Source organism: Streptococcus marmotae (assembly GCF_001623565.1).
GTDB lineage: Bacteria > Bacillota > Bacilli > Lactobacillales > Streptococcaceae > Streptococcus > Streptococcus marmotae.
In genome coordinates this window covers 1,718,709-1,738,257 of the sequence record NZ_CP015196.1, presented here as the reverse complement: position 1 = coordinate 1,738,257, position 19,549 = coordinate 1,718,709, and the positions used below count along the sequence as shown (strand labels likewise).

The window sequence follows — 19,549 nt, the reverse complement described above, 5'->3', positions numbered from 1 at the left end:
TATTAAGGCACACGCAAGGACAAACAAAAAAGCATCTTTGACGAATTAGGAACTTCCTAATACCTTGACTGGGGTAGCTGGATTCGAACCAACGCATGAGGGAGTCAAAGTCCCTTGCCTTACCGCTTGGCTATACCCCAAAATTGATACTAACTATCCAGTTCATTTAGAACTGAACTCGTGCTAAATCCCTAGTGAAAAAGAGACGCAACTGTTCCGGTTTTAACCGGATCACAGCTGTGGCTAGCTTTAAGTACAGACTTCCTTGAGTCTAAAGACTCAGCGTCACTCTTCTATTTTCATACGGGATTTTTAACGCACTCGTATCCTATCTAATTGAACACGACCTGAAATTTCGGAAAAAAAGATAAATTGTCTCTTGAACAATGTTCAATTCGCCAATTTCCTATTTTTTCTGTCAATTTCCGCGGTCTTTGTATCTTAGATATGGAGAGAGAGGGATTCGAACCCCCGAACCCGAAGGAGCGGATTTACAGTCCGCCGCGTTTAGCCTCTTCGCTATCTCTCCCAAGTACCGATAGTGACTATTCTATCATAAAATAGTCACCATTACAAGAGGTTAATGATGTAAATTGTAATTTTCAATCACATTTCCGACTGCTTTTTCGAGTTTTTTATAAAAACTTTCTGTATTTCCGTTTTTTACAACCGCAAAATGGTGTTCTGCCAATTCCGCAATCTCACCAATCACCTTTTTCCCAATGGTTAGGGTGTAACCAGGAAACTGTTCCCCATTGACTTGCACACTACTTTCTTCCAGTTGAATTTCAATTTTCTTATCTTTTTTACTCATATCAAACCTCACTTTCTCCATTTTACACAAAAAGACTAGAGCTTGCAAGTACAAGCACTAGTTTTCAGTCACTTTTACAATCCAGCCTTCAGGTGCTTCAATATCCCCAAATTGAATGCCTGTTAGTTCTTCATAGAGTCTACGGGTAACAGGACCTACTTCTGTTTCGCTATAGAATACATGGAAGTCCTCACCGTGCTGAACCCCTCCAATGGGAGAAATAACGGCAGCTGTTCCACAGGCACCTGCTTCGATAAATTCTGGCAATTCATCCACCAAGACCTCACGCTCTACTGCTGTCATCCCTAATCGCTGTTCTGCTAGGTATAGGAGAGAATATTTTGTGATGGACGGTAGGATGGAAGGACTAATTGGTGTGACAAATTCATTGTTTTTGGTAATCCCAAAGAAATTCGCTGAACCGACCTCTTCAATCTTGGTATGGGTCGCTGGATCAAGGTAAATTACATCTGAAAAGCCTTTTTTCTTAGCATATTGACCTGGTAAGAGAGAAGCCGCATAATTCCCACCGACTTTTGCTGCACCTGTTCCATTCGGAGCTGCGCGGTCATACTGGTCTTGAATGAGGAAATTGGTCGGTGCAAGCCCGCCCTTGAAATAATTCCCAACTGGCATGGCAAAAACGGTAAAGATATACTCGTCGGCTGGCTTCACGCCAATAATATCCCCAACACCAATCAAGAGCGGACGAAGATAGAGCGTGCCGCCTGTTCCATAGGGAGGTACATACTCACTGTTTGCCCTCGCTACTGCTTTGCAGGCCTCTACAAACATCTCAGTCGGTACCTGAGGCATTAAAAGACGATCAGCAGTCCGTTGCAGACGTTCGGCATTTTGGTCTGGTCGAAAGAGCTGAATTAATCCATCCTTTGTCCGATAGGCTTTCAATCCTTCAAAGGCTTGCTGCCCGTAGTGAAGAGCAGGCGATGATTCAGACAGATGAAGAGTTGCATCTTCTGTCAGGATTCCTTCATCCCATTTTCCTTCTTTATAGGTTGCAAGATAGCGGTAGGGTAGTTTCATATAGGAAAATCCAAGATTTTCCCAGTCTAGTGATACGGTCATAGATTTCTCCTTTTTAAGAACCTATATTCATAAGCGAAGTCATTCTAAGCGGGAGCTTATTTTACGATCATCAAGGCGTTTTTTTGAAGGAATACTGACTGTATTTCGAAAAAAAGCAACGATGAGTAGCGAAAAATAAGCCCTGAATAGAGTTGCTGAGTTGTGAATACAGGTTCTAACTCTGTACTTACTATTGTACACCATTTTTCGAGATTTTCAAGCATTGTTTTCAATTTTCAGACAATTTCATCGAAAGAAAAACCAGCCCAAGGCTGATTTTCCTTATACGATATAAGCATCACTGACTTCTTCATCAGAAATCGTATCAGAGATAAAGCTGCCATTGCTGGTCCGTTCTGAGAAGGAAAGTTCTGAAAGATTGACTTCATGGTGCTTGCCGGAGTTTGAGATAACGTGTAACAGTTGCCGATCGTCATAGCTATCTCCTTGGTGGAATAAATCAACCTCAGCTACTTCTCCTTGAACCATCCCTGCAATAAAGACCCGATGCGGTTTAGCCTTTAATTCACGCAAGACTTGCAAACCTCGGTTGGCACGACTAGTTGCTGGAATCTCATCTATTGACACTTTTTTCAAGGCTCCACGCTGAGTTAGGAGGTAGAAGGCCTTACTTAACACTAGAAAGGCTGCTGCTACCAGATCGTCACCTTTCAAATTAATCGCCTTGACACCAGCTGCCTTAGCTCCCACAACGGGCACTTCTTCGCTAGTAAAGCGGAGGGCATAGCCATTTTTCGTGATGAGCATGACATCTTCTAGCTGAGCCGGTGCCACAAACACCACTTGATCCTCATCATTTTTCAATTTGGCAAATTTAAGGGATTTGGACTTATAGGTTCGCCAAGGACTGAACTCACTGCGCTCGACACGCTTGATTTGTCCCATTTTGGTTGCAGCAATATAGACACCTGTATCAAAATTGTCTACTAATTCCGCATAGATGATTTCTTCACGAACTTCAAAATTGGAAATGGTCTGGCTGAGGTGTTCGCCAATTTCCTTCCACTTGATGTCAGATAATTCATGAACAGGTCGGTAAATAACATTTCCTAGACTTGTGAACAACAAGAGCTGTTGAGTCGTTTTTGCTGGGCTCATAAAGATTAAGCGATCGTCGTCACGTTTACCGATTTCTTCTACAGTTGAAGCTGCAAAGGAACGAGGACTGGTACGTTTGATATAGCCTGCTTTGGTAATGCTTACATAAGTCTCTTCTTCTACCACAAGACTTGCTGTGTCAATTTCAATAGTTTTAGCCATATCTTGCAGCTCACTCAGACGTGGATTGCCAAATTTCTTTTTAACCTCACGAAGTTCTTTTTTCATGAGATTATACATGGTACGCTCATCACCGATAATAGCAGCCAAGTAGGCAATTTTCTCGCGAAGCTCTGCTTCTTCTTCCTCCAGAATGACAACGTCCGTATTGGTCAAGCGGTAAAGTTGCAGGGTCACAATCGCTTCTGCCTGCTCTTCAGTAAAATCATAGCTGACCTTGAGATTTTCCTTAGCATCTGATTTGTTTTCGCTAGCACGAATAAGCGCAATGACTTCATCCAAAATCGAAATGACACGAATTAAGCCCTCAACAATATGTAGGCGTTTTTCAGCCTTTTCCTTGTCAAAGCGGCTGCGAGCCAGAATGACTTCTTTGCGGTGGGCAATGTAGCTGGTCAAAATCGGAACAATCCCAACCTGACGCGGAGTGAAATTGTCAATCGCAACCATGTTAAAATTATAATTGACCTGTAAATCCGTATATTTGAAAAGATAATTCAAAATCAAGTCACGATTAGCCTCTTTTTTGAGTTCGATGGCAATACGCAAACCAGTTCGGTCAGATTCATCACGAACTTCCGCAATCCCAGCTACCTTATTATTGACCCGCACATCGTCAATCTTTTTAACCAGAACAGACTTGTTGATTTCATAAGGAATTTCTGTGACAATGATTTGCTCCTTGCCACCTTTTAACTGCTCAATTTCAGTCTTAGACCGTACGACAACGCGCCCTTTTCCAGTCTCATAGGCTTTTTTGATTTCATCGCGCCCTTGGATAATCGCTCCGGTTGGAAAATCAGGTCCTGGCAAGAATTCCATGAGTTTTTCGACCTTAGCAGTTGGATGGTCAATCATGTAAATCACGGCATCAATAACTTCTGCAAGATTGTGCGGTGGAATGTCCGTCGCATATCCAGCAGAAATCCCTGTCGCCCCATTTACCAAAAGATTTGGAAAGGCCGCAGGTAATACAGTCGGCTCTTTCTCCGTATCATCAAAATTCCAAGCAAATGGTACGGTTTTCTTTTCGATATCCTCTAGCAGGAAGCCTGCCATTTCAGACAAGCGTGCCTCGGTATATCGCATAGCAGCTGGCGGATCACCATCCATAGAACCATTATTTCCATGCATCTCCACCAAAATTTCACGATTTTTCCAATCCTGACTCATACGAACCATGGCATCGTAAATCGATGAATCTCCGTGAGGGTGGAAATTCCCCATAATGTTTCCGACAGACTTAGCTGATTTTCGATAGGATTTATCAAAGGTATTGCCATCCTTATTCATGGAATAAAGAATCCGCCGTTGCACAGGCTTCAAGCCGTCCCGAATGTCTGGCAAGGCCCGCTCCTGAATGATGTATTTGGAGTAGCGCCCAAAACGCTCTCCCATAATGTCCTCAAGGGACATGTTTTGAATGTTACTCATAAGATACAAAGGGACAAATCGGCTTGCCGAAACTTTTCCTAGAAAATTAGTCCCATGCTCAGTTGTAAAGAATCAACTGAACCTTCCTTTCTTACTTTGTTGTTTTTTATATAGTTGCCTAATATACTATAAGATGTCAGCACTCTTATGCTTTTATGCCAAGTTGAGAACCTACGGTCTTTCAATTTCTCCTGAAGGTAACCACTCCAAGCCTATCTTCTGTCTCTACTTATTGATAAGCTATAAGTAATCTTTTCATTAAAAAATCGTCGCTTCTTCCAAGGTAAATCGAACGTTATCTTCAATCCATTTGCGGCGAGGTTCGACCTTATCTCCCATGAGGACCGATACTCGGCGTTCCGCTCTTGCTAAATCTTCAATAGTCACACGAATCAGCGTACGGGTGTCAGGATTCATGGTGGTTTCCCAGAGCTGGTCTGCGTTCATCTCTCCAAGACCCTTGTAACGTTGCAACATAGTGCCCTTACCAAAATCCTTACGGAGTTGCTCGAGTTCGTTGTCTGACCAAGCGTAGGCGATTTTTTCCTGCTTGCCTTTTCCCTTGCTCATCTTGTAAAGAGGCGGTAGCGCAATATAGACTTTTCCTGCCTCAACTAAGGGGCGCATATAGCGGTAAAAGAAGGTTAAGAGGAGAGTCTGAATGTGGGCTCCATCCGTATCCGCATCGGTCATAATGATAATTTTGTCATAATTGGCATCTTCCAGATTAAAGTCCGAACCAACACCAGCTCCAATGGTATAAATCATGGTATTGATTTCTTCATTTTTGAGAATGTCAGCCATCTTAGCCTTGGCGGTATTGATAACCTTTCCTCGAAGGGGCAAAATAGCCTGAAATTTGCGATCTCGTCCTTGTTTGGCAGAACCGCCGGCTGAATCTCCCTCGACCAGATAGAGTTCGTTTTTAGCTGCATTCTTGGACTGGGCGGGAGTTAATTTTCCAGATAAGAGTCCCTTATCCTTCTTGTTTTTCTTGCCATTTCGGCTTTCATCGCGGGCTTTGCGTGCTGCCTCTCTCGCATCTCTTGCCCGAATGGCCTTGCGAATGAGATTAGAAGCTAATTCGCCATTTTCCAAAAGAAAGAAGGTCAATTTTTCAGATACGATACTATCAACCGCTGGACGAGCAAGGGGACTGCCTAACTTGTCCTTGGTTTGTCCTTCAAACTGCAAATGCTCCTCAGGTACCAAGATCGACAGGACAGCTGCTAGACCTTCTCGGTAATCGGATCCTTCCAAGTTTTTGTCCTTTTCCTTGAGAAGACCTATCTTTCTGGCATAATCATTCATGGCCTTGGTAATGGCAGTCTTAAGCCCTGTCTCATGCGTTCCTCCGTCTTTGGTACGAACGTTATTGACAAAGGAGAGGATATTATCTGAGTAGCCATCATTATACTGAAGCGCCACTTCAACTTGGAATCCACTCTCTTCCCCATCGAAATACAGAACAGGTGTCAAGGTTTCCTTGTCTTCGTTCAGATAACTAACGAAATCCTGCACGCCATTTTCATAGTGGAATTGGCTTTCTTCACCCGTTCGCTCATCAAGCAGGGTCAAGGTTACTTGTTTCAAGAGAAAGGCTGACTCGTTTAACCGCTCCGCAATGGTATTGTACTTGAAATCAGTCGTTGAAAAGATACTGCTATCTGGCATAAAACGAACCTTAGTGCCAGACTTAGACTTGGGAGCTGTCCCAACCTTTTCCAGTCCTGTTACCGGTTTACCACCATTTTCAAAACGCTGGCGATACACAGCTCCGTCACGTGTAATTTCGACTTCAAGCCAGCTAGATAGGGCATTCACGACAGAAGAACCTACCCCGTGCAGACCACCTGAAGTCTTATAACCACCCTGACCGAATTTACCTCCGGCATGAAGCACTGTAAAAATAACCTCTACTGTCGGAATCCCCATGGCGTGCATCCCAACGGGCATACCACGCCCATGGTCCGATACACTCAGGCTACCGTCTTTATGAATGGTGACATCAATCCGGTCTCCAAATCCTGATAAGGCTTCATCGACTGCATTGTCCACAATTTCCCAGACCAAATGATGCAGTCCTGCTCCATCGGTCGATCCGATATACATCCCAGGACGTTTCCGGACTGCATCCAGCCCTTCCAACACCTGAATCGCGTCATCATTGTAATTGTTAATATTGATTTCCTTTTTTGCCACAAGGAACCTCCTGTGTTGTTCATCCTTATTATCTTACAGGTTTTTTCCTATTTTTGCAAATGGTGATTGTTTTCCGCTGTCACATTTTCCTCAAGATATTTTGGTTTATAGAATAGGTCTCCTAGCGATTTCATGGTATAATGGGAGTATGATGAAAACGATAATACTTCTATTGGTTGCTTACTTATTAGGTTCAATCCCTTCTGGCTTGTGGATTGGCCAAGTCTTTTTTCATAAAAATATCCGCGAGTATGGCTCGGGAAATATCGGAACGACCAATACCTTCCGTGTTCTGGGCAAACAAGCTGGCATTACGGTCTTTATTGTAGACTTTTTAAAAGGGACCTTAGCTGTGCTTCTGCCCATCTTGCTTCATGCTGAAGGAGTGTCTCCTGTTATATTTGGCTTGGTGGCAGTACTAGGACATACCTTTCCACTCTTTGCCCAGTTTAAGGGAGGCAAGGCTGTTGCAACATCCGCAGGTATGCTCATGGGATTTGCTCCCCTCTTTTGCCTTTACCTCATTCTCGTTTTTGCGGTTACGCTTTACCTAACGTCAATGGTATCCTTATCAAGTGTCATCGGCGCCCTCCTCGGTATGGTCGGAGCTCTGCTATTTCCAAGTATTGGCTTTCTCATTCCCAGCTACGACCTCGTCTTTACCCTCGTTATTCTCTTTTTAGGAAGCTTTGTCATTGTCCGACACAAAGAAAATATCGAGCGCATTCTCAAAAAAGAAGAAAATCTAGTCCCTTGGGGATTGAATCTAACCAAACAAAATAAAAAAATCTAAGGAAACCATGTCCTTAGTTTTTTTATTTTCTAATCTACCTCATAGACAATTTTGCCATCACAAATGGTATAGTAGACTTGACCGACTAACTCCTCTCCAACAAATGGAGAATTGCTGGCTTTTGAAGCAAAGTTAGGCGCAACTGTTCGTGCTTGTTCTGGAGAGAAAATCGTCAGATCTGCTGGTCCATTTTCTGCCAAATATCCTGCATCAAACTGATAGAGCTTAGCAGGATTCATTGTCATTTTTTCCAATAGCTCCATTAAGGTCAAATGACCTGCCTGAACCAAATAGGTCAAACCAAGCGATAGAGAGGTTTCAAGACCTGTCATACCAGACGGAGCCTGGGTAATATCAGCTACATTTTTCTCATCACGATGATGAGGGGCGTGGTCTGTTGCGATAATGGAGATAACTCCTGATTTCAAGCCCTCAATGACTGCCAAGCGGTCTGATTCCAAGCGTAAAGGCGGATTCATCTTGGCATTGCTGCCTTGAGTCAAGAGTAGGTTTTCCGTTTTAGAAAAATGCTGCGGTGCTACTTCAGCTGTGACTTGCGCCCCTAATTGCTGGGCAAATTCGACTACCTTGACACTTTCTTCCTTGGACAAATGCTGAATGTGAACAGGCGCTTTGGTTGCATAGGCAATCATGACATCACGCGCCACCATGCTATATTCTGCTACACCTGTTGCACCGCAGATATGAAAATGCTTGCGGGCAATTTCTTCATTAAGCCCTAAAATACCATTTAATTCTGGATCTTCTTCATGAAGACTGATAAAGGTCCCTAATTGTTTCGCCTTTTCCAGAGCCTCACGGACCACGCGACTACTGGTCAAGGGAATGCCATCATCTGAAAAGCCTGCTGCCCCTGCTTTCAATAAGCCCTCAAAATCCGTCAAGTGTTGCCCATCAAAATTCTCCGTAATGGTCGCCACCGAATGAATATGAATAGCTTCACGTTCGGCAGAAGCTAGTACCTCTTTCAAGGTTTCAACCGTAGAAATGGTTGGATTAGTATTGGCCATCATGACCACACGCGTAAAGCCACCAGCAGCTGCAGACAGGGCTCCTGTATGAATATCTTCCTTGTGGGTCTGACCAGGTTCTCTAAAATGCACATGAATATCAATCAAACCAGGAGCCACAACCATGCCTGTCGCATCCACAACGCGGCTTGCGTCTGCGTCAATATTCTTTGCAATTTGCACGATTTTCTTGTCTTTAACCAAGACATCACACACCTGATCAAATCCTGTTTTAGGGTCCATCACTCGACCATTTTTGATAAGTAACATGTCTACTCCTTTATTCATAAAAATCCACCTGACTGTCTACCAGCTCCTCACCCTTATAGCTAAATTTAGCAGAAAAGAATGGTTTGTCATCCAGTAACCAAGAAACAAAGGTGTGATCACCCTCCCAGGTCGGCTTGTCTAACACTTCCTCGTAAGGGACCCATTCAAGCGTTCCTTCGTCACAATCCCTCAACTCACCCTCAAACTCTGTTGCCTTAAAGACATAAGTATACCAGTCATGGTCTGGCGTAAATTCTGGAAAGGTAATAATCCCCTTTAAGACGGGCTTTGCATGCAAACCTGTTTCTTCAAAGATTTCTCTCACAGCACATTCTTGCGGAGTTTCACCAGCTTCTAGCTTGCCGCCAACGCCAATCCATTTGCCGGCATGGACATCATTTTCTTTTTTGTTGCGGTGCAACATGAGCCATTCTTTTCCGTTGTCGAGATAACAAATTGTCGCTAATTTTACCATCTTTCCTCCTACAAAAGCCAGTTAATTGGCGTTAGTCCCTTGTTTTCTAAAAAGTGATTGGTTCGTGAAAAAGGCTTGCTGCCAAAAAAACCACGATAAGCTGACAGGGGACTTGGGTGAGCTGATTCAATAACAAAATGCTGAGGATTGGTCACTAAAGACTTTTTCTTACGTGCATACGACCCCCAGAGAATAAAGACAACTGGGCTTTCTTTTTGATTGACCACCTTGATAATGGCATCCGTAAAGGGCTCCCAAATTTGTCCAGCATGGCCATTGGCCTGTCCAGCAGGAACGGTCAAACTAGCATTGAGGAGTAAAACTCCCTGCTCCGCCCACGGTGTCAAATCGTGCTGGACTTTTTCACCCACATCATCTGCCAGTTCTTTTAAGATATTTTGTAGAGAGGGTGGTACTGGCAAATCATTGGGCACGGAGAAACTCAAGCCTTGTGCCTGCTTGGGACCATGATAGGGATCCTGCCCCAAGATGACCACCTTGACATCTTCTAAAGCTGTGGTCTGAATGGCAGTAAACACTTTTTCCCTCGGCGGATACACTACTCCTTGTCCGTAGACAAAATCCAAAAAGTGATTGATTTTCCCGAAATACCCTTCAGGGAGCTGCTGTTTGATTAATTCATGCCAGGTCGAATGGTCCATTATGATTCCTTTTTCTTACTTCTTTCTTTGACTAAATAAATCGGACGTTTCTTGGTCTCTAGAAAGACTTTTGAGACGTATTTTCCTAAAATTCCAATAGTCATTAGCTGCAAACCGCCTAAAAATAAAATGATACAAATCGTTGATGGCCAACCGATTGTTGGATCGCCAAACACAAGCGTTTTAAACACAATCACTCCCATCATCAAGAGAGAAAAGAGAAAGGTCAAAAATCCAAGATAGGAGGCGACATTCAGAGGAACTTCTGAAAAATTAATCATTCCTTCAATGGAATACGACAGTAATTTCCAGAAAGACCAACTGGTCTCACCAGCCACACGTTCGACATTTTCATAGGGCAGATACTTCGTCTCAAAGCCAACCCAAGCAAAAATCCCCTTTGAAAAGCGGTTATACTCTGACACTTCTAAAATTCCATCGACCATGTGGCGTCGCATCAAGCGAAAATCACGAGCTCCGTCAACTATTTCAACCTGACTAATTCTATTCATCAACTTGTAGAAAAGAGTCGCAAAAAAGCTCCGGATAGGTGGCTCGCCAACTCGATTAACACGACGTGTTCCAACACAATCCAAATCAGCATCGCTGTCTAGCATAGCCTTCATTTCAATCAGCAGTTCAGGCGGATCTTGCAAGTCTACATCCATGACCGTCACCAAATCACCCTTTGCTTCTTTTAGACCTGCATAAAGTGCCGCTTCCTTTCCAAAATTTCTTGAAAAAGACAGGTACTGGACAGCTTCATCTTGACTCGCCAAATCACGTAATACCTCTAAGGTACGGTCTTTAGAGCCATCATTGATAAAGAGGTATTCAAAATCTTCCGCCATTTCCTGACGGACTTTCTCCATTTCCTGGTAAAAAATCGGAATTGCTTCTTCTTCATTAAAGCAAGGGACAATGACTGAAATCATAGCTTCCTTTCCTTTTTAAACATCCTTGTTAAGCCAAGGCTTGATAGCAATACAATCTGTGGGAAAAACTGTAGTAAATACCGCGTCTTTCCTCCCTCAAATATCATGAGAAATAGAATGCCACCAAAAATCCCCAAACTTAAAAAATTCATGACATCATCTGACCGATAGCGCCACACCGCCCCAAATAAGCCAATAACGGTCACGAGCCAAACAACTTGTTTTATCGCTTTGTAAGCAACATAATACCTCCCGTCATACTGAATAACTGACTGGCGAACAACTTCTGCAACCACATTATCCTTGGTATAGACATAGAGTGGTGAAATCAAGGGCGTTTTCTCATCTTCAGGCTTGGTATACAACCAATTTAAGGCTCCATCGTATAACGTATTTTTCAGCTTGTAGCCTAAATGGTCCATGAAAGAAACAGGCGTATAGGCATGGAGGCGACGCTTGATTTCTTTGATTTCGTTTACTTGAGCAAACATGCCATTATTGTAATCACTTCTACGTTCTACAGGAAGATACTGCAACAACCCTTTTTTCATATCTTCTTGATCCGTTCCTGAATAGGTTAAACCTAGATTGATAAAGGTTGTCAGTCCCTTTGCCAAGGTTTCATCATGAATGATCCTTACTTCTTCCTGCTGATTCATTCCATAGCTCAGGCTACCAAAGACTAGCCCAAAACTACAACCCAAGACAACCATCGCATGGATAAACCGTTGCCAGTTTCCCTTCAAAAACAAGACCATACTAAAGGCAATCACACTAATCAGGGCAGTTGGTCGAAGAAGACTAGCAACTGCTGTGATTACTCCTAGCCCAATCAAGCCTTGATTGACAGAACATTTTTCTTTCAGCAAGGCAACCATTATATAAAGCTGGCCCGCCAAAAATGGAAGAGATGTAATATCCGTGTAGGTTTGAATGACGTAGGGTGAAAAACCAAGTAAGAGCAGGTAGAGACCAAAAAACATATCCGCAACTCGCTGACTAAAGAAATCACGACCAACTCGGTACAGAATATAAGCCGTCCCATTCATATAAAGGATTCCTAAAACTTGGAGTACCCAAATGGTCGCCTTTCCAAACAGATGATAGAGTCCTCTAGCATATAAAAACATGGCCAGATTATTGGGATTTCGTGTCAGATAATTGGATATTGATTGCTCTTCTATCAGATGTAAAGCCCCTGTGATGACTACCGCAGCATCTCGCCTAACCAGCAGATTAGCAGATAACACTACCGCAATTTGAAACAGCAGTGCAAGGGTCAACAAGACTTTTTTATGACGCATGGCATAGGCATAAGCCTTACCCAGCAGCTCTTTTTTGACAAGATAGAGAAGGAAAATAACGATCGTAAGACCTATCCCAATCCAAGGCAGAGCTAGTAAATGCTTAATCACAACCGCTAGCCAAAACAAAAGCAGAAGCCACATTATTTTTTGCAGATACTTAAAAAATAACTGATACATACTGCTCATTATAGCATTTTTGATAAAAGATTTCTATTGTTACAAAAAGGGAGCTGATAAACTGTCCAGCTCCACAATGTTTGAAAACAGAACTAATCCTGCCAAGTTTCTTGATTTTCCTTAAATTTCTTCAGCAATGTCAAACCATCTGCATTGATATAGCCCTGTACCTTGGCTACCTTAATCAGCTCAGTATAGTTTGATAGGGTAACCAATTTCACACCTGCTTGCTCAAAATTAGCATCCGCCTTTGGCAATTCGTAGGTGAAAATAGCGACTACACCCAAGACATCTGCACCCTCACGCTCTGCTGCTGCTACTGCATCAAGTACAGAACCGCCAGTCGAAATCAGGTCTTCAATCACGACCATCTTTTGCCCTTTCACGATGCGACCTTCTACCTGATTGCCTGCTCCGTGGTCTTTTGGTTTGCTGCGGATATAAGCAAATGGCAAGTTCATTCGGTCTGCAATAATCGCTCCGTGAGGAATCCCTGCAGTTGCAGTTCCTGCAATGACTTCCACTTCTGGAAATTCTTCTTTAATTTTTTCAACAAAGCCATTTTCAATCAAGGTACGTGTGTCTGGATAAGAAAGCGTCACACGATTATCTGTGTAAATTGGTGATTGAATGCCTGAAGCCCAAGTAAATGGTTCTTCTGGTTGCAAATATACGGCCTTAATATCGAGCAAGTGTGCTGCAATTTCTCTTGATAATGTCATCATGTACTCCTTTTTGATTCCTGTATTCTATAGTTGGTTCCATTCTTTATAAATAGCGCGGTAGGCTTGAACAGGGTCTGTTACCTGCGTAATCGGACGACCGACAACGATATAGTCACTCCCAATCCGATAGGCATCTGCTGGACTGACCACTCGCTTCTGGTCTCCGACTGCTGCACCCTTCGGACGAATCCCCGGGGTCAAACAAACAAAGTCTTCAGAAGTCACTTGCTTGATAGCTGCCGCTTCCTGAGCCGAACATACCACACCGTCTAATCCAGCCTCATAGGTCTTTTGAGCATAATGTAAGACTGATTCTTGTAAACTGCTTTGGATATTTTGGTCTGCTTGCATCTGCTCTTCAGAAGTCGAAGTCAACTGGGTCACCGCTATCAAAATGGCTGATTCCCCCAAGCCACGCTTAGCTGCTTTCATCATTTCGACACCACCAGCCGCATGCACATTTGTCATATCAACTTCCAAATCTGCTAGAACTCGCATAGCTGATTCGACGGTATTTGGGATATCATGCAGTTTCAAATCTAGGAAAATGCTATGCCCCAAATTCTTGATATAACGGATCATTTCTGGACCAGCCGCATAATATAATTCCATGCCGACCTTGACATACAGACTTTTATCACTAGGAAAAAGGTCTAAAAACGCTTTAACCTGTTCAAAATCTGGAAAATCAAGAGCAATCACTGGACGTTTTTCTCTCATATTCTTTCCTCTCTACAAAAATAACCTTGTCTAACTAGACAAGGTTGCACGAAAAGGAGGGAGAAACCCTCTTTCACCATGAACACCTTTCTAGCCTCTCTGGACTGAGTTAAAGGTTTGTTGTTACTATCGCTCTTCATTTCATTATGGCACAAGATAATGGTAATAAAATGATTATTGATTGTATCTAGTATACTCATTTATCTAACGTTTGTCAACTGACACTGCGCATAAAGTCACGTCTTTTTCATTTCCGGTGTAAGGACAATGGTAACATCAACTGTGCAGTAGTTGGATACAGCCAACTACTATCTGATTTACAGCCGTCCTCCTCTTAATTCCTGACGAATGTCACGGCGCAAGTCTTCCAAGCTTGTGATACCATATTTGTCCATTTCCCTTGGCAAATCCTCGATAATGCTTGGACAAGCAAAGGGATCAGTAAAATTGGCTGTCCCAACACCAATGGCTGAAGCGCCCGCAATCATCATCTCAATCGCTTTTTCAGCAGAATCAATCCCGCCCATGCCAATAATAGGAAGATCCGTTACTTGAGCCACTTGACGAATCAGCTTTAGTGCAACAGGAAAGACCGCAGGGCCTGACATACCGCCTGTCCCATTGGCAATAATTGGCTTGCGAGTTTTTAGATTAAACCGCATCCCCACTAGGGTGTTAATCATGGTCAAGCCACTTGCTCCTGCATCTTCTGCTGCTTTTGCCAGTAAGCTAATATCTGCCACACTAGGAGTCAATTTGACATAGACAGGCACGCTGGAGGTTGCCACCGCGGCTTTCACCGCTTCATAGGCTAATTCTGGCACCTGACCAATCAAGAGACCATGATTGCCGTGATCTACATTGGGACAGGAAATATTTAGTTCGATTGCTTTTACATTCTTAGCTTGGGAAATTTTTCCAGCCACATAGGCATATTCTTCATTGGAGAAGCCAGCGACATTTGCGATAATGGGAAGATCTGGAAAATGCTGTGCAAGCCACGGTAGTTTCTCTGCAAGAACCGCATCGACACCGGGATTTTGTAGACCAATGGCATTGAGCATCCCAGACGGCGTTTCAGCCACTCGTGGCGTTGGATTGCCATAGCGAGGTGCTTGGGTCGTCGCCTTAATCATAATGGAGCCAAGGCAATTCAAATCAAAATAGTCTGCGTATTCCTGACCGAAACCAAAACAGCCTGAAGCTGGGATAATCGGATTTTTCAAGTCAAGTCCTGGTAGGGAGATTTTCAAACGATTTTCTGTCATCTCATGCTCCTTTCTCACAATACAAGACTACCTGTTGGAAAGACGGGACCTTCCTTACAGACACGCTTATTTTCATGTTCCTTGCCACCTTTAGGACGAACTACACAGGCGTAGCAAGCTCCCATTCCACAGGCCATACGAGCCTCAAGAGAGAGATAAGCATGCGGATGATCTTCAAAACGCTGGTCCACATAGGTCATCATAGCCGGCGCTCCGCAGGCATAAACTGCATCAAACGCTTGGGACAAGTCATCAACGATTGTCGAAACATAGCCTTTTTGACCATAGCTACCATTATCCGTCGTGACAAATACTTGACCGTAGCGTTGCAATTCCTCTTCTAAAATGACCGCCTGACGATTGGCAAACCCAATTACAGAAACCACCTTAATTCCTCTTTGATGAGCTTGTTTAGCAAGTTCCACCAAGGGAGGGACACCAATGCCGCCTCCGATGATAAGAATCGTTTGACCTGATTCTAGATGATCAAGAGAAAAGCCATTTCCAAGCGGCCCCATGACATCAATCTCATCGCCTGCCTGCATCTGAGAAAAAACAGCGGTTCCCTGACCTTCCACTCGGTAAATCAAACGGGCTTCTTGCCGATCAACATCAATTTCTGAAATCGAAATGGGACGTCGGAGAAGCATGGCCTGATCTGGTACCCGCAAATGAAGGAATTGACCAGGCTTCATCTCTCTCACCATTTCTCCTTTTAGAACCAGAGAAAATATTTTCGGGGCTAAACAATCTTGCCGAACAACGGTCATTATCTCTTTTAGAATCATACTTCCTCCTACAAAAAATAACCCTGCCAGAGGCAAGGTTACACGAAAAGAATGAGAACATGACCTTCCAAACCGACAGACCTGCTTTGGTCTAACAAATAGCTTGGTACGGAAAACACCTATTCTCTTTGTATCTGTATTCGCCTTTTTTGCCTCTCTGGACTCAATTAAAGGTTTTCTTATCTTGCATTATACATTTTTCGCCTTTTTTTGTCAAATCATGTTACAATAGAGGTATGAGAATCCAACAATTACACTACATCATTAAAATCGCTGAAACAGGCAGCATGAACGAAGCTGCAAAACAACTCTTTATCACCCAGCCTAGCCTATCCAACGCTGTTCGCGATTTAGAAAAAGAAATGGGCATTGACATTTTTTACCGCAATCCCAAAGGCATTACCTTGACCAGAGACGGTATGGAATTTCTCTCCTATGCTCGACAAGTCGTGGAGCAGACTGAACTCCTAGAAGAACGCTATAAAAATCCCGGCGCAAAACGCCAACTCTTTAGTGTCTCTTCACAGCATTACGCTTTTGTAGTTAACGCCTTTGTTTCTCTGCTAAAAGAAACAGATATGGAAGACTACGAACTCTTTTTACGGGAAACACGGACCTGGGAAATTATTGATGATGTGAAAAATTTCCGTTCTGAAATTGGTGTCCTCTTTTTAAATAGCTTTAACCGAGATGTCCTCTTAAAGCTACTTGATGACCACCGCCTAAGCCATACCCACCTCTTTACAGCAAGACCCCATGTCTTTGTCAGCAAGACCAATCCCCTCGCCCAAAAAGAACTCATTAGCCTGGAAGATTTGGCAGATTTTCCCTACCTCAGCTACGAGCAAGGAATCCACAATTCTTTCTACTTCTCAGAAGAGATTCTCTCTCAAGAACACCATAAAAAATCAATTGTTGTCTCCGACCGTGCAACCCTATTCAACCTACTAATCGGACTAGACGGCTACACGATTGCTACAGGGATTCTAAATTCCAATTTAAATGGTGATAATATTGTCTCGATTCCTCTTGACTACGATGACGAGATTGAATTAGTCTACATTCAGCATGAGAAAACTACTCTTTCTGAAATGGGCGAAAAATTTATTACCTATCTCCTAGAAGAAGTCAAATTTGATGGAAACTAGCTTCTACTCATCAAAAAAACTTTTTTAAAACATAGTGAAAGCGTATCGCAAGAAAAAATGAAAATAATTCGTCTATTCTTTCGGAAAACGCTTCCATTATGTTTTTATTTATGCTATAATAAGTCTATCTTATATATAAGGAGTGATTTATCTTGGCACAAAATAAATTATTGGCAATGATTCTTGCCGGCGGACGTGGAACGCGCTTGGAAGGCTTGACCCAAAAGGTTGCAAAACCTGCTGTTGCATTCGGTGGAAAATATCGTATCATTGACTTTCCGCTCAGTAATTGTGCAAACTCGGGAATTGATATTGTTGGTGTTTTAACACAATACGAGCCTGTCCTACTCAACTCTTACGTTGCCCAATCTCAACGCTGGGGACTAGACGTTCAAGGCTCTGGTGTCTTTGTGCTTCCTCCAAGTGAAAAAATTGAAGGATTCGGTCTCTACAAAGGGACAGCCGATGCTATTACACAAAACATCGACTTCGTTGACTTGCACGATCCAGAATATATCCTCATCTTATCTGGTGACCACATCTATAAGATGAACTATGATAAATTGCTGGACACTCATATCCAAAACGAAGCAGATGCAACGATTGCCGTTATCGAAGTCCCAATGAAAGAAGCATCACGCTTTGGTATCATGAATACCGATAGCCAGTACCGCATCGAAGAATTCGAAGAAAAACCAGCTAAGCCAAAAAGCAATCTCGCTTCAATGGGAATTTACATTTTTACTTGGAAGACCCTCCGGAAATATCTTCTTGAAGATGATAAGCTAGATACGTCATCACACGACTTTGGTCACGATATTATTCCAAAATACTTGGCAGATGGCAAACGCCTCTATGCTCACCCATTCCGTGGCTACTGGAAGGATGTAGGAACTGTCAACAGCCTTTGGGAATCGAACATGGACTTGATTGACCATGCCGATGACTTAGACCTATCTGATTCATCTTGGAGAATCTACTCAGAAGATTCTGGTTCTCCTGCCCAAGTTATCGGTTCAAACGCAACTGTCCGTAGTGCTTATATCGACAAGGGTGCAATTATCGAAGGAAGTGTTGAACATTCTGTTATTTCAACAAATGTACTGGTTAACCACGGAGCTTCCGTAAAAAATTCTGTCCTACTACCTGGCGCTACGATTGGTGAAAATGTGCAATTAGATTATGCCATTGTCGCGGAAAATGTGAAGATTGCAGAAGGAACTAAACTATCCGGTACTGCTGACTCTATTCTCTTGATTGATAAAAACATAAGCAAGTAAGAAAGGATTACCATGCTAAGAAATACATTAGGAATTGTCAATATCGAAGGAAATAATGTGCATTTTGGAGATGTCATGGATCACCGTGGCGTTCAAGCCTTTGGTTTCCTGGGGCGCTACCGCTTAATCGACTTTGTTTTGTCCAACATGTCCAACTCTGGAATCAATGATTTTCAGGTTTATATGCCTGTAAAAATGCGCTCAACCATTCAGCACGTCGGAACTGGTAAACATTACAATATCAACAGCAAACGTGGAAAATTACGCTTGCTCAACAGCGCAACAGATTTTAATTCAATTTATCAACACGATATTAAGGCCTTCTCAGACCATATCCACTATATTGAAAATTCAAACAAGGAATATGTCCTGATTGCGCCGTCCTACTTTATCTACAGCCAAGACTACTCAAAATTACTAGATGAGCACTTGGCAACCCAAGCCGATATCACTGTCTTGTATAAAAACGTTACCAATGCCAAGGAGAACTTCATCGGCTGCCAAACTCTCAAATTTGGCGAAGACAAGCGGATTATTGAATTTGAAGAAAATCACGGTAAATACAAGAACCGCCCTGTTTCCCTTGAAGCCTACTTCATGAAACGAACGCTCTTTGTTGAACTAATCAAACGTGCCAATAAAGTTTCTTCTCTTTACTGGCTTAAAGACATTTTACGAGACGTTGTCAACCAATACAAGATTGTCGGCTACGCCCATCGCGATTTTGTTGCTTGTATCAATACTGTTGAAGCGTATTTCCAAACGCAGCTTGACCTCATTGACCCAGACACACGGAAATTACTCTTCAAGCACAACTGGCCAATCCATACACAAACAAGCGATAGCTCTCCATGTCTTTACGGACCACTGGCAGATGTCAAACGAAGCTTGATTTCAAATGGCGGAAATATCAACGGTCAAGTAGAAAATTCTGTTATCGACCGGGATGTGGTCATCGAAGAAGGTGTTGTGATTAAAAACTCTATCATTCTAAACGGTGTAACCATTAAGAGCGGTGCTAATATCGAAAATGCCATTGTTGATAAATCAACTACTATTATCCACCCAGTTGACATTAAAGGAAGTGCGACTGCACCTGCCTATCTAAAAGCCTATCAAGTTATCTAGGAGGAAC

At 42.9% G+C, this 19,549-nt stretch carries 17 protein-coding genes and 2 tRNA genes; 4 read left to right on the top strand and 15 right to left on the bottom strand.

Going from position 1 to position 19,549, the window contains the following annotated elements; translation table 11 throughout:
- Positions 1 to 68: 68 nt before the first annotated feature.
- From A4H00_RS08615 to parE, 6 genes are all read right to left on the bottom strand, one after another.
- Positions 69 to 140: transfer RNA gene (locus tag A4H00_RS08615), tRNA-Gln, on the bottom strand.
- Positions 141 to 448: 308 nt separating this feature from the next.
- A tRNA-Tyr gene (locus A4H00_RS08610) sits at positions 449 to 529 on the bottom strand.
- A 51-nt stretch (positions 530 to 580) separates the two neighbouring features.
- Positions 581 to 814: a DUF2969 domain-containing protein gene (locus A4H00_RS08605; RefSeq protein WP_067089592.1), complete on the bottom strand. Its 234-nt coding sequence runs from the start codon at positions 812 to 814 to the stop codon at positions 581 to 583.
- Between the two features lie 57 nt (positions 815 to 871).
- Positions 872 to 1,900 carry a branched-chain amino acid aminotransferase gene (locus tag A4H00_RS08600; protein ID WP_067089589.1) on the bottom strand — a complete coding sequence of 343 codons (1,029 nt, stop codon included), beginning with the start codon at positions 1,898 to 1,900 and terminating at the stop codon, positions 872 to 874.
- A 282-nt stretch (positions 1,901 to 2,182) separates the two neighbouring features.
- Positions 2,183 to 4,633 carry a DNA topoisomerase IV subunit A gene (parC, locus tag A4H00_RS08595; RefSeq protein ID WP_067089585.1) on the bottom strand — a complete coding sequence of 817 codons (2,451 nt, stop codon included), beginning with the start codon at positions 4,631 to 4,633 and terminating at the stop codon, positions 2,183 to 2,185.
- Positions 4,634 to 4,891: 258 nt separating this feature from the next.
- Positions 4,892 to 6,835, bottom strand: coding sequence for a DNA topoisomerase IV subunit B (gene parE / locus A4H00_RS08590; RefSeq protein ID WP_067089581.1), 1,944 nt, complete (start codon positions 6,833 to 6,835; stop codon positions 4,892 to 4,894).
- A 148-nt stretch (positions 6,836 to 6,983) separates the two neighbouring features.
- Here parE and plsY point away from each other — a divergent pair, with 148 nt between their 5' ends.
- Entirely contained in the window at positions 6,984 to 7,628 is a 645-nt protein-coding gene (gene plsY, locus A4H00_RS08585) for a glycerol-3-phosphate 1-O-acyltransferase PlsY (protein ID WP_067089576.1), read from the top strand.
- 29 nt (positions 7,629 to 7,657) lie between these two features.
- Here plsY and A4H00_RS08580 read toward each other — a convergent pair whose 3' ends face one another.
- The 9 genes from A4H00_RS08580 to A4H00_RS08540 all read right to left on the bottom strand — a co-directional run bounded on the left by A4H00_RS08580 (position 7,658) and on the right by A4H00_RS08540 (position 15,986).
- A complete protein-coding gene (locus tag A4H00_RS08580; RefSeq protein WP_067091584.1) occupies positions 7,658 to 8,929 on the bottom strand; it encodes a dihydroorotase in 1,272 nt (423 codons plus the stop codon).
- 10 nt (positions 8,930 to 8,939) lie between these two features.
- Positions 8,940 to 9,404, bottom strand: coding sequence for an NUDIX hydrolase (locus A4H00_RS08575; protein ID WP_067089573.1), 465 nt, complete (start codon positions 9,402 to 9,404; stop codon positions 8,940 to 8,942).
- Positions 9,405 to 9,412: 8 nt separating this feature from the next.
- Complete coding sequence (locus A4H00_RS08570) at positions 9,413 to 10,066, bottom strand: uracil-DNA glycosylase (protein WP_067089570.1); 654 nt, start codon at positions 10,064 to 10,066, stop codon at positions 9,413 to 9,415.
- Positions 10,066 to 11,001 (bottom strand): glycosyltransferase family 2 protein, encoded by a 936-nt coding sequence (locus tag A4H00_RS08565; RefSeq protein ID WP_067089567.1) that lies wholly within the window; start codon positions 10,999 to 11,001, stop codon positions 10,066 to 10,068. Before A4H00_RS08565 ends, A4H00_RS08570 begins: the two co-directional genes overlap by 1 nt.
- A complete protein-coding gene (locus tag A4H00_RS08560) occupies positions 10,998 to 12,485 on the bottom strand; it encodes a glycosyltransferase family 39 protein (RefSeq protein ID WP_237334197.1) in 1,488 nt (495 codons plus the stop codon). The genes A4H00_RS08565 and A4H00_RS08560 overlap by 4 nt, the downstream gene beginning before the upstream one ends.
- Positions 12,486 to 12,577: 92 nt before the next feature.
- Positions 12,578 to 13,207 carry an orotate phosphoribosyltransferase gene (gene pyrE / locus A4H00_RS08555; RefSeq protein WP_067089560.1) on the bottom strand — a complete coding sequence of 210 codons (630 nt, stop codon included), beginning with the start codon at positions 13,205 to 13,207 and terminating at the stop codon, positions 12,578 to 12,580.
- A 27-nt stretch (positions 13,208 to 13,234) separates the two neighbouring features.
- Positions 13,235 to 13,930, bottom strand: a complete 696-nt coding sequence (gene pyrF, locus A4H00_RS08550; protein WP_067089557.1) for an orotidine-5'-phosphate decarboxylase — start codon at positions 13,928 to 13,930, stop codon at positions 13,235 to 13,237.
- Positions 13,931 to 14,247: 317 nt separating this feature from the next.
- Entirely contained in the window at positions 14,248 to 15,198 is a 951-nt protein-coding gene (locus A4H00_RS08545) for a dihydroorotate dehydrogenase (protein ID WP_067089554.1), read from the bottom strand.
- A gap of 14 nt (positions 15,199 to 15,212) precedes the next feature.
- Complete coding sequence (locus A4H00_RS08540) at positions 15,213 to 15,986, bottom strand: dihydroorotate dehydrogenase electron transfer subunit (RefSeq protein ID WP_067089550.1); 774 nt, start codon at positions 15,984 to 15,986, stop codon at positions 15,213 to 15,215.
- A 236-nt stretch (positions 15,987 to 16,222) separates the two neighbouring features.
- Here A4H00_RS08540 and A4H00_RS08535 point away from each other — a divergent pair, with 236 nt between their 5' ends.
- The 3 genes from A4H00_RS08535 (at position 16,223) to glgD (ending at position 19,542) form a co-directional block, all read left to right on the top strand.
- Complete coding sequence (locus A4H00_RS08535) at positions 16,223 to 17,134, top strand: LysR family transcriptional regulator (RefSeq protein WP_067089547.1); 912 nt, start codon at positions 16,223 to 16,225, stop codon at positions 17,132 to 17,134.
- A gap of 152 nt (positions 17,135 to 17,286) precedes the next feature.
- A complete protein-coding gene (locus A4H00_RS08530) occupies positions 17,287 to 18,414 on the top strand; it encodes a glucose-1-phosphate adenylyltransferase (RefSeq protein ID WP_067089543.1) in 1,128 nt (375 codons plus the stop codon).
- Positions 18,415 to 18,426: 12 nt separating this feature from the next.
- Entirely contained in the window at positions 18,427 to 19,542 is a 1,116-nt protein-coding gene (glgD, locus tag A4H00_RS08525; RefSeq protein WP_067089540.1) for a glucose-1-phosphate adenylyltransferase subunit GlgD, read from the top strand.
- Positions 19,543 to 19,549: the final 7 nt, after the last annotated feature.